Origin of the sequence: Paenibacillus sp. P3E (genome assembly GCF_001909045.1) — a bacterium.
GTDB lineage: Bacteria > Bacillota > Bacilli > Paenibacillales > Paenibacillaceae > Paenibacillus_AQ > Paenibacillus_AQ helianthi.
Map to the genome: position 1 here is coordinate 44,982 of NZ_LVWH01000160.1, position 11,810 is coordinate 56,791.

At 52.4% G+C, this 11,810-nt stretch carries 6 protein-coding genes; all 6 read left to right on the forward strand.

Going from position 1 to position 11,810, the window contains the following annotated elements:
* The first annotated feature begins 22 nt into the window (after positions 1–22).
* Positions 23–3,262, forward strand: a complete 3,240-nt coding sequence (locus tag A3842_RS13550) for a cellobiose phosphorylase (protein ID WP_074101767.1) — start codon at positions 23–25, stop codon at positions 3,260–3,262.
* 1,208 nt (positions 3,263–4,470) lie between these two features.
* The gene (locus A3842_RS13555; protein ID WP_074086884.1) at positions 4,471–5,424 is read left to right on the forward strand and encodes an ABC transporter permease; all 954 of its coding nucleotides are present in this window, start codon (positions 4,471–4,473) and stop codon (positions 5,422–5,424) included.
* A gap of 18 nt (positions 5,425–5,442) precedes the next feature.
* The gene (locus tag A3842_RS13560; RefSeq protein WP_074101768.1) at positions 5,443–6,333 is read left to right on the forward strand and encodes a carbohydrate ABC transporter permease; all 891 of its coding nucleotides are present in this window, start codon (positions 5,443–5,445) and stop codon (positions 6,331–6,333) included.
* Positions 6,334–6,462: 129 nt separating this feature from the next.
* Entirely contained in the window at positions 6,463–8,160 is a 1,698-nt protein-coding gene (locus A3842_RS13565) for a type 2 periplasmic-binding domain-containing protein (protein WP_074086707.1), read from the forward strand.
* A gap of 101 nt (positions 8,161–8,261) precedes the next feature.
* Complete coding sequence (locus A3842_RS13570) at positions 8,262–10,157, forward strand: sensor histidine kinase (RefSeq protein WP_074101769.1); 1,896 nt, start codon at positions 8,262–8,264, stop codon at positions 10,155–10,157.
* Positions 10,154–11,743 carry a response regulator gene (locus A3842_RS13575; protein WP_074101770.1) on the forward strand — a complete coding sequence of 530 codons (1,590 nt, stop codon included), beginning with the start codon at positions 10,154–10,156 and terminating at the stop codon, positions 11,741–11,743. The genes A3842_RS13570 and A3842_RS13575 overlap by 4 nt, the downstream gene beginning before the upstream one ends.
* The last annotated feature ends 67 nt before the right edge of the window (positions 11,744–11,810 follow it).

Sequence of the window (11,810 nt, forward strand, 5' to 3'; positions counted from 1 at the left end):
TTAATTTGAAGGAGGCAAATGTATGAGCCAATATTATTTTGATTCCGGCAACTTTGTGATTGAGCAGTTTCATGAGGGCAAGCCGTTTGCGAGCTTTCTGCCCGGGCTGGCCGGACTGAAGGGCATTCCGATGTGGACCTTTTATGTGAACCGGGGCCAGGGGATTTCCAGCTTTGGGATACGCGACAAAAACTCACCGATTATGGAGTTTTCACCGGCAAATATTTCTTACAAGAACGTAGCTTCGTCCGGCTTCCGTACATTCATCAAGATAAAGGGTACTCCGGAAATATATGAGCCGTTCCAGTCGGCACGGCCTGATTCCGATGCGAAACGCAAGATGACGATTCTTCCAAACGGGCTGAGGATTGAGGAATCCCATGCGGGCTACGGATTAAAAACAACCGTCCACTATTTCAATCTGCCGAATGACGACTATGCGGCGTTGGTCCGGCGCGTAGAAATCGAAAATATTAGCGGCGGCGAGCTTGAACTGGAGCTTCTGGACGGTCTGCCGGAGATTTTGCCGTACGGTGTAGAAAACAGCGGGTACAAGGAGATCGGCAACCTGCTGCGCAGCTGGATGGAAGTATATAATCTGGACAACGGTATTCCGTTCTACAAGCTGCGCTCCAGCACCAATGATGATGCGCAGGTCAGCGAAATCCGAAGCGGGCATTTCTATCTGTCCTTCACAGCAGAAGGAGAGCGGCTGGCACCGGTTGTGGACTTCGAGACGGTGTTTGGGGGCAATACTTCCCTAGGTTTTCCGGAGCGTTTTGCTGGTCTGCAGCTTGCAGAACTGCTGGCACAGCCCCAGTATCCCGTCAACAAGGTTCCCTGCGGCTTCAGCGGCACGGCGCGGACGCTCACTCCGGGCAGCAGGCTGACATTGAATACCATCATTGGGCATGTGAACGACATCGATAAAATCAACCGAAAAGCGGCAGCCCTCTGCCGCGATGAATACATTACGTCCAAAGCCCGGGAAGCGGCCAGCCTGACCGACGAGCTGACGGCGGATATTGCTACCCGCACCGCTTCGCCAATATTTGATGCGTACTGCCGGCAGTCCTATCTGGATAATTTCCTGCGCGGCGGCTATCCGTTTATTTTCGACAATGGAGGAGAAGGCTTTGTCGTGCACCTGTTCTCGCGCAAGCACGGCGACATGGAGCGTGACTACAACTTTTTCTCGCTGGCACCGGAGTATTACTCGCAGGGCAACGGGAATTTCCGCGATATGAACCAGAACCGGCGCAATGATGTCTTCTTCAATCCCCGGGTCGGCAGCTTCAACATCAAAATGTTTTACAGCCTGATTCAGGCGGATGGCTACAATCCGCTGAGTGTACAGGGGACCACCTTTGAAATTCTGCCGGGCAAGTCGCCGCAGCTTGCGGAGTGGATTCGCGGGTCGGCTGCCGATCATCAGGAGGAGCTGATGAAGCTCTGCGCGGGCCGTTTCACTCCCGGACGCCTGATCAATTATATTGCCGACCATGATGTTACATTAAAGGCGAGTGAGCAGGATTTTCTGAGCGGGGTACTGGCCTTATCGCAGCAGAACATTGAGGCCGCCTTCGGAGAAGGATTCTGGTCGGATCACTGGACCTACAACCTCGATCTGGTGGAGGGCTATCTGGATATTTTTCCGGAATGCAGACAGGAGCTGCTCTTCGGAGATGAGAGTTATGCGTTTTATGACAGCCCGGCCTATGTACTGCCGCGCAGCGAGAAATATGTGCTGAGTGATGGCAGAGTACGTCAATATGGTGCTCTTCTGGAGGATGAGGAGAAGCTGCATCTGCTGAAGCGAAAGGCTTCGGAGACGCACTGGCTCCGTACCCAAGGCGGACATGGAGACATCTACCGTACCAGCCTGTTCGTGAAGATGCTGTCGCTGGCCTTGAACAAATTTGCCACATTGGACCCTTATGGCATGGGCGTGGAGATGGAGGGCAACAAGCCGGGCTGGAATGACGCTATGAACGGACTGCCGGGGTTATTCGGTTCAGGAATGAGCGAGACGTTTGAGCTGAAGCGGATGATCGTCTTTTTGCTGGAGGTTCTGGAGAGCAATGTGCAGGGGACTGGTACTTCGGGATTAGCCGCCAAGCTTCCTGCGGAAATGTCCCTGTTGCTGGAGCAGGTACACAGTGCGACAACCGCTGTTCTGGCAGGAGAGCTTGCGCAGTTTGATTACTGGAATACCGTATCGTCCGCACGTGAGTCCTATCGGGAGCGTATCCGCTTTGGTATCACCGGGGAAGAGCGGCAGGTACCCCTTGCAGTGATTCTTGAGGCGCTGGGCAAATTCTTGCGCAAGATCGATATCGGGATTAATCTTGCAGTCGAACTGGGCGGCGGTCTGACCCCGACCTATTTCCGCTTTGAGGCTACGCGGTTTCAGGCGGTGACCGACGAGGCCGGCCAGCCGGTAATCAGCGGTTATGGTCTGCCCAAGGCGGTGGTGGAAGCGTTCGAAGCCTTCCCGCTGCCGTACTTTCTGGAGGGGCCGGCCCGCTGGCTGAAGACGCTGGACAATGAGGGCGAGGCCCGGGATATTTATAACCGGATCAAGCAAACGGAGCTGTATGATCCGGTTACGTCGATGTACCGCACATCGGTCTCTTTGGATAAGGAGTCCAATGAAATCGGACGGATGCGGGCGTTCACTCCGGGCTGGCTGGAGCGGGAGTCCAACTTCCTGCACATGTCCTACAAATATTTGCTGGAGCTGCTGAAGGCGGGGCTCTATGAGGAATTCTACGGGGAATTGAGAACCTCGCTCATCCCTTTCCTCGACCCTGCAGTATATGGACGGAGTACCCTGGAGAACTCCTCCTTCATTGCCACGGGCGGCAATCCCGATCCGGGTACGCATGGAAGGGGCTTCGTTGCCAGACTTAGCGGTTCCACCGCAGAGTTCCTGAGCATGTGGCGGACGATGATGGCCGGAAGCCGCATGTTCTCGGTGGTAGACGGGGAACTGGCCTTGTCTTTTGCCCCGGCGCTTCCGGGCTGGCTGTTTGATGAGCAGGCGGAAGTATCCTTCACTTTCCTGGGAAAGACGCGGGTGACCTATCACAATCCGCGCCATCTGAACACCTTCGGTGAGGGAGGGGCTTCCATCCGGAGCCTGGCGTTGACCTACCGTGACGGCACCGTGAGCCGGATCTCCGGTTCGCTGCTGCGCGGTACGGAGGCCGAGGCGCTGCGCCGGGGCGATATCATCGAAATCCGGGCGGTGCTGGAGTAACGGACCCACCCAGGCTTGAAAAACGGGCTGTAAACTTAGTTAAACTGCATTGAGCAGAAGCAATGAGCAGAAGCAATGAGTAGAAGTAGTGAGTAGAAGTAATGAGTAGAAGCAATAAGTAGAAGTAGTGAGTAGAAGTAGTGAGTAGAAGTAGTGAGTAGAAGTAGTGAGTAGAAGCAATGAGTAGAAGTAGTGAGTAGAAGTAATAAATGGTAGAAATACAGTAGTATGAGCAGTAACTATATAAGCTGAGTTTAAGAATGATTGCATGCTGAATGGTGAGATTCCTTGTAGACCAAGGGTTTCGCCATTACAGCAAGTTAGGCTCTTAAGTTTAATCTATATAGTTTCAGTAACTGGCTAGCAATAATGGTTAGTACAAGGAACCGGCAGGAATCGCAAGTAACCTAAGTAACCATAAGGAACCACTGACGCCAGTGCTCCATCAGGAGAAAGGCTCCTTGTTCAATGGACGGATTCTAGGTGGAATTTCTACAACTAATTAGTCCAAATCAGCCGCACAGCAACGTTTAGTTGGATTTCCTCCACCTAATCCGGGCAGCATCAGCTGTTTTCGCTCAAACTGTCCGGATTAAGTATCCTTTCTCCAACATACGATGATCTGATAGTGGTATCACTCAGGTTAGTGTTACTTTTTCCAATTAAGCAGGCTGGTAAGTAAGAGGCCATCATAGTAACTGAAGCAGCCTAAGCCACCAGCCACCACTGAATCCTAGAACGGCGAGGTGGCCAAGGCTCAGGGTGGACAGTGAAGGCAAAGAGAGGCTGAACAGGCCTCTCCTTGCCCCTCACTCCGCCTGATTTTCTATATCATTTGAACTTAAAGTCCAGCTTGAGGAGGTGGGAGTGGCGGAGGGGAAGTTTGGAACTGGAGGAGCGGCAGCGTTCGCCTTTGTATCCGGATTTCATCCGCTAGAAGCGGTATGAATCAAGAAATCTGGATACAACAGCGACCGGAAGTCCAAACATTCCCCGCAGTCACGGTTTTCACCGAACCAGCCGTACTTTACTTCAAATCATATAGCCGAAAAATCAGCCCCCAAATACGAAATCTGGACCCTTACAGCCCCATCCGAAAATCGATACAATAAACACATGGAACTGTAAGCGCTTCATATAAATACAGACAGATAGATTTTGGAGGCCATAGGATGGATAACAAAAGAAGCACCCAAGTAAATCAGGCGATGCAGCCGCTTCTTTCGCCAAAAATCGAAACCGGTTCAGGTCGAAAAAGCTCGCTTTGGAGGAGATTGCTGGTCCAGCGCCATTTACAGACAATGGCCCTGCTCGGCGTGGTCTGGATGATTATTTTCAATTACATTCCAATGTACGGGCTGATTATTTCCTTCAAGGATTACAACATTGTGAAATCCATAGCTGAAGCCCCCTGGGTGGGGTTGACGCATTTCCGGGAGTTCATGGATGACGAGGATCTGGTCAATGTCATCAAGAATACACTGGGCATCAGTTTGATCAAGCTGCTGATCGGTTTCCCGCTTCCGATTATTTTCGCTCTGTTTCTGAACGAGGTCCGTTCCTTAAGGTACAAAAAAACGATTCAGACCATTTCGTATCTGCCGCATTTTCTCTCCTGGGTGGTACTGGGCGGCATTCTGGCAACATGGCTTGCGGATGTGGGAATTGTGAACAACATTCTACTGTCGCTGCATCTGATTGATCAGCCGATTACCTATCTCGCCGAGCCCAGCTATTTCTGGACGATTATCATTTCCTCCGACATCTGGAAGGAGCTTGGCTGGTCCGCAATCATCTACCTGGCAGCCATCTCCGGGGTCTCTCCGGAAATGTATGAAGCAGCGACGATTGACGGAGCCGGACGATTCCAGAAAATGTGGTTTGTCACGCTGCCGGCGATTAAATCGACAATCAGCATTCTTTTCATCCTGGCAGTCAGCGGTGTGCTGAACTCCAACTTTGACCAGATTCTGGTGTTGCGCAATTCGCTCAATGACAGCGCCAGCAACGTAATCGACTATTACATCTACTATACAGGTATAGTCTCCAACCGCTTCTCCTACTCTGCGGCGGTCACCCTGATCAAGGCGGTCATTGCACTGATTCTACTGCTAATTGCCAATCAGGTATCCAAAAAAATCAACGATACGTCGCTGTTCTAGACAAGGAGGACTTAACCAATGTTTGCTCTCAAACGCAAGACGAAGGGCGAAGCCCTATTCGATATCGCCAACAATCTGATTATGCTGTGTGTATGCTTCCTGACGCTCTACCCGATCTGGTACGTGCTGATCAATGCCTTCAATGATGGAAATGATGCGATGCTGGGCGGGATTTACTGGTGGCCGCGCATGTTCAGCCTGAAGAATTTCGACGCGGTGTTCGCGAGTCCAGGCATTATGCAGGCCATGGGAATTACGGTTGCCAAAACGGTGCTCGGCGTGCTGGTGCATGTGTTCTTCACGGCGATGGTAGCCTACGCGTTATCCCGCAAAGGGCTGATTGGCGGCAAATTGTATATCCTGCTGGGCACGATTACATTGTTCTTCAACGGTGGTCTCATCCCGACCTTTCTGCTGAACCGGGACCTGCATCTGCTGGATAACTTCATGGTCTACATCATTCCGGTGATGTTCAGCTTCTTCGATCTCATTATCTTCATGACCTTCTTCCGGGAAATTCCCGAGGGTCTTGAGGAAGCGGCGCGGATTGACGGTGCCAACGACTGGTCCATTTTCCTGCGGGTCGTGCTTCCGGTATCCATGCCGGTCATCGCGACGATTGCCCTCTTCCATGGCGTGTATCAGTGGAATGATTATTTTGCCGGGATCATCTATGTGAATAATCCGGACCTGCAGCCGATCCAGACTTACCTGTTCCGGGTGGTGGCGCAGTCCAGCTCCAGCCAGATGATGGTGGCCGTGCAGGGCAGCAGTGTTACCAAAAGCGTGACTTCCCAGTCTATCAAGCTGGCCACAATGGTGGTCACCACGCTGCCGATTGTGTTCGTCTATCCGTTCCTGCAGCGCTACTTCGTAAAGGGCATGATGATCGGTTCGATCAAGGGCTAAGGCTTGTCTTCAAGCCAACCCAACCCAAGCGATCAAGCCACAAAGGTAACTCCTCCGGCACCCGGCACATGATGGGTTATGGAGTTGAGCTTATAATTTACTACAATTTCAGAAAAGGGGTAAATAAGCATGGGCATGAAACGCAAGCCGAAAGCAATGGTGCTGCTGCTCTTGGGGCTGATGCTGGCATTCTCGGCAACAGGCTGTTCAAGTGGCAATAATGCCGGAAACAATGGCAAGGATAACGCGGGGGCTGCTACAAATGCGGCAGAGGCCACCAAAGCACCGGCAGAACCGGCGGCGTCAGCGGTCTCGGCGGATGAGCCGGGCTGGAAAAGCGACACCTCACCAATCACGTTCGACTGGTATCTGAATTTCGCCTGGTTTCCGAATAAATGGGGCGTAGACCCTACCTCCAAATATGTAACGAAAAAGACGGGTGTAAATATCAACTTCATTGTTCCCGCAGGGAATGAGAATGAGAAGCTCAACACCCTGATTGCTTCCGGCAAGCTGCCTGACTTCATTACACTGGGCTTCTGGGAAGATGCGGTCAAGACGATGATCGAGGGCAATCTGGTGCTTCCGCTAAACAAGCTGGCCGAAGAATATGACCCGTACTTCTTCAAGGTATCCGATGCCGACAAGCTAGGCTGGTACACACAACCGGACGGCAATGTATACGGCTATCCTAACTCCTCCTCTTCACCTGCTGACTATAAAAAATACGGCAAAAACTATGTCTCCAACCAGACATTTGTCGTCCGCAAGGATATTTATGAAGCCATCGGTAGCCCGGATATGCGCACACCGGAGGGCTTCCTGAATGCACTGAAGCTGGCGAAGGAGAAATACCCTGAGATTAACGGCCAGCCGATTATTCCGCTCGGTCTGCATGAGTTCACTGAGACTGGCAACGACTCGCTGGAAGGTTATATTCAGAACTTCCTGAACATCCCGTGGGAAAAGGACGGCAAGGTCTATGACCGTGAAACCGATCCTGAATATGTACGCTGGATGAAGACGCTCCGCCAGGCCAACCAGGACGGACTTTTGTCCAAGGACATTTTCATTGACAAGCGCGCTCAAATGGAAGAAAAGATTGCGCAAGGCCGCTATTTCGCCATGCTCTATCAACGTACCGACTTTGCTCCTCAGCTCGGTACCATCTATCAGAAGAATCCGGAACAAACCTATATCGCTGTAGAAGGACCTGCGAACACCAAGATGGACCCTCCGGCACTGAACGGGCCGGGGATCTCGGGCTGGACAGTAACCCTGATCTCCAAGGATGTGAAGGATAAAGCCCGGGCGATTAAATTCCTCAGCTACCTGAACAGTGAAGAAGGCAACAAGGATCTTTTCCTGGGTGAAAAAGGGGTCAGCTATGATACCATTGACGGTAAAGACCAATTTCTGCCGGAAGCCTTTGACTTAATGAATAAGGACCGTGCGGCCTTCGATAAGAAGTACGGATCTTCTTTCACCTTCTGGATGATGCAAAATACAAATATTACGGACCAATGGGCTCCAAAATCCGTTGAACCGTTCAAGCAGCTGGAAGACTGGACCCGCGGCAAAGCGGTTAACACTTCCGAATTCCAGCAGATTGATCCTACGGGCAACTCGCCTGAAGGCATTATCGCCACCAAGCTCAAAAACCTTCGTGGCAAAACGCTGCCGAAGTTGTTGATGGCTTCCTCTGATGCGGAGTTCGATAAGCTCTGGAGTGAGTATCTGGCGAAGAAGGAAAAAGAAGGTCAGGCGACCTTTGACGCATACCGTCAGACGAAATACGAAGAAAATAAGAAAAAGCTTGGAATGTAACTCACTATACTACTGCCCAATTGCCCGCTGACTGCGGGCTTTTGGGTTATTTTCTTCTAATCTGCGGCCTTAGAGGCGAGGTGTACAGGATACAGGTGAACATGCACAAACGAACCGGGGCATTATGGAGCTCCTTCAGCTATTGGTGGGGACGAAGATCGCTGCAAAGCCGGCTGGTGGCGGCCTATATTTTTATTATTCTGGGTCCCTGCCTGCTGGTGTCCTTCTATTCCTATAGAGCAATCAATAATACGTATGTCCGCGATGCTGTGGACAAAAACAGCTATTTGCTACAAATGGAAAAGACGCATATCCTCAATCAGATCGAAGCCATGGAACGGGCCGCACAGATGGCTTATTCCGATAAGGTGATCCGGAATTATCTGCTCAATGAGAGCGATCCTTCACTCGGAGAACTGATTGATTTCAATACGACCACTTTTGTGAATTTGAACCGGATTCAATTCAATAATCCCAATATTGAGCATCTGCGGCTGTATTCGCGGAGCAAGGAGGTGCACGAGATCTGGCCGATTATTTTTCGGGAGGAACGGGTGTCCATGGAGCCATGGTATCAGCAAGCATTGAAGCTGCAGGGGCAGGAGCTATGGTCTTTTCAGAAGAATGATCCGGATCCCATGCAGCGCTATACAGGCCAGGCACCGGAGGGACAGCCCAAGGTTTCTTTGCTGAGGGAGATCAGTATTCCGGCCGGCCATCATGTCGGCATGATTCAGGTGGATATGCTGCTCAGCCGCTTCACGCCGAAAACCTATACCGATGTGCGCGACAACCAGTCGCAGATGTTCATCACGGGGGATGGGCTGCAGCTGTTTACGCGGGCGGACAACTCTTTTGAGGAGGATAACCCAAAGCTGAACATAGCGATTACCGAACGCTTGCGGCAGTATGCGGAAACCGGGGAGTGGGATGTCCACTACAAGGAGAACGGTAACTCCTTTCTGCTGGTTCACACCCCGCTTACGCAGATTGGCGCTTCATTGCTGAATGTAGTGTCGATGGAGAATGTCATGAAGGATATTTCGCATACCCGGAATCTGATTATCGGGCTCAATATTGGTTTTATTGTTCTGGTTACGGCTATTGCCTACGTGCTGAATGCCTTTATTCTGAAGAATCTGCGCCGCTTGACGGAGACGATGAAACGGGTGCGCAGAGGGGAGGCGTACACGGGCATCAGCATCCGTGGAGGCGGGGAGGTCGGGGAACTGGCGCATCATTTCTCCAAGCTGATGAATACAATCAATACACTGGTTGCCCAGGCCGTGAACAAGGAGGCGCTCTCCAAAGAAGCGGAGCTGCGGACCCTGCATAACCAGATCGATGCCCATTTTCTCTACAATACGCTGGAAAATATTAAAATGCTGGCAGAGATTGAGAATCAGCGGGGCATCTCCGATGCTCTGACCTCGCTCGGCGGCATGATGCGCTACAATTTCAAATGGTCCGGTGAATATGTGAAGCTGCGGGATGAAATCCGTCATATCGAGAATTACATCGAAGTGATGAATATCCGGTTTGAGCATCCCATCACGCTGGAGCTTTCGATTGCACCCTCCTATCTGGAGCTGGAGGTGCTGAAGATGTCCCTGCAGCCGATCGTGGAGAACAGCGTGAAGCATGCCTGGTCAGCCGGAGCGGAGGAGCTTCAAGACCGTTCCATCCGTATCCAGATTTCAGAGGCGGACGGGGAAATCCTCATTGCGATCCGCGATAACGGGTTTGGGCTGTCTCCGGAGCGGTTGACGGAGCTGCATACCTCGATTTATGCCAAGGAGGAGCCGGGTATGGATGCTTCCGGGTCCGCAGCAGGCGGTTACAGAGGCGGCGGCATAGGACTGCGGAATGTGCACCAGCGGCTGCAGCTGTTCTACGGGGAAGCCTACGGGCTGGAAGTGAAGAGTCAAGCGGGGGAATGGACGACGGTGTTCATGACGCTGCCTAAAGTTCTTTTGACGGGGGATAGACAGATATGAAGAAGCTGCTGATTATAGATGATGAAAAGATGATCCGCCAGGGTCTGCAGGCCATGATTGAGCGGGAATACCCGTCCTGTTACAGCATCGCGCTCGCGGGGAACGGTGCAGAAGCGCTGGCACTGTATCAGCAGGAGCGTAGGGATATTATTATTACCGATATCCGCATGCCGGTGATGGATGGGATTACTTTGCTGGAGCGGCTGTCCGCTGAGGCGGAGCCTGGCCGTGAAGGACCTGCGGTCGTGATTCTGAGTGGCTACGATGATTTCGAATATGCCAAAAGTGCGATCCGCTACCGCGTCAAGGACTACCTGCTGAAGCCGATAAGACGCGAGGAGCTGTTCGGGATTCTGGAGCAGATCAGCAGAGAGTGGCTGGAGCAGGAGTCCAATTCCCGCAGACTTGCACAGGAGACGGAGGGCTACCGCCAGGAGCTGCGTACTGCCCGCCTGCGCGGACTGCTCATGCAGGAGCCTGTGGAGCCATCACCCGAGCAGCAGCAGGAGCTGGAACAGCTGCCTGTTCCTTTTACAGTGGGCGTGCTGAATTTCTATTACAAAGACGGGGCCCGGATGAAACCGGACGAAGTTCAGGGACTGATTGAACGGATGGGCGGACCGCTGGCCGGGCCGTTTGCTGAAATTCTGACAGATTGGGAAGGGAAGCTGGTCCTGATCGGAGCCGGCAAGGAGGCATTCCTGGAGCTGGCCCGGCAGGCAGAGGCAAGAGAACTGACGGGTCTGCTCATCGGTATGAGCGGTGAAACCCGGAATCCGGCAGACTTCCGCACCGCGTACAAAGAAGCTTGCCGCGCGCTGCAGTATACGTTCCTGCCACCGCAGGCCAGCTTCATAGATTACGCAGATTTGCGCGAAGGACGGCTGCGTTTTCCATCGCCGGAGGAGGAGCTGCGCAAGCTGCTGAACATGCTCGGCACGGACCGTGAGAAGGAAATCAGAAGCCTGCTGGGGGCGATTTTTCAACTGGATCATTTGCAGCACCTGGATCTGGCGTATCTGGAACAGGTGGGCCGCAGTATGAACGAACGGGTGCTTGATGAGGTATTCCGGCTGCACGGGGAGGCCTCCGTTGAAGTGCTAAAGCTGTACCGTACGGTGGGCAATCTGTATAATTTCCGCCATTTTCACGACTATTACCGGACACTGGAACATTTGCTCATTACGGTGAACGATTATATCATAGGAATTAAGTCTGCCCATACGGAGCATGCCGACATGGAGGAGGCACTCGCCTATATTGAAGCGAATTATGCCCGCCCGCTGAATATGGCGATGGTGAGCAACCATGTGTCGCTTAACTATTCTTATTTCAGTGAGGCCTTCAAGGCCTATACCGGAGAGAGCTTTGTGCTGTATCTCAAAAGAGTCCGGATCCGCCATGCCAAGGCGCTGCTCTCTGAGAACCGCATCAAGCTGGCCGGTGTCTCCGAAGCCGTCGGCTTCGAGAACAGCAAGCAGTTCGCCCGTGTGTTCAAGGAGCTGGAGGGCATCTCGCCAGGCGAATACCGCGCCAAGCTTCTGCTGGAGCGGTATTCCGGGCGTCTGGGGGATAAGGAATCGTAAGAAGGCGGAGAGGCAGGGGCGCTGCTCTTTTTGTTAGTTGGAAATTGTTTAACTAATTTAGGTGGTT

Coding starts and splice junctions, on each gene's coding strand:
- A3842_RS13560 (WP_074101768.1), top strand. CDS start 5,443: ATGTTTGCTCTCAAACGCAAGACGAAGGGCGAAGCCCTATTCGATATC.
- A3842_RS13555 (WP_074086884.1), top strand. CDS start 4,471: ATGCAGCCGCTTCTTTCGCCAAAAATCGAAACCGGTTCAGGTCGAAAA.
- A3842_RS13550 (WP_074101767.1), top strand. CDS start 23: ATGAGCCAATATTATTTTGATTCCGGCAACTTTGTGATTGAGCAGTTT.
- A3842_RS13570 (WP_074101769.1), top strand. CDS start 8,262: ATGCACAAACGAACCGGGGCATTATGGAGCTCCTTCAGCTATTGGTGG.
- A3842_RS13575 (WP_074101770.1), top strand. CDS start 10,154: ATGAAGAAGCTGCTGATTATAGATGATGAAAAGATGATCCGCCAGGGT.
- A3842_RS13565 (WP_074086707.1), top strand. CDS start 6,463: ATGGGCATGAAACGCAAGCCGAAAGCAATGGTGCTGCTGCTCTTGGGG.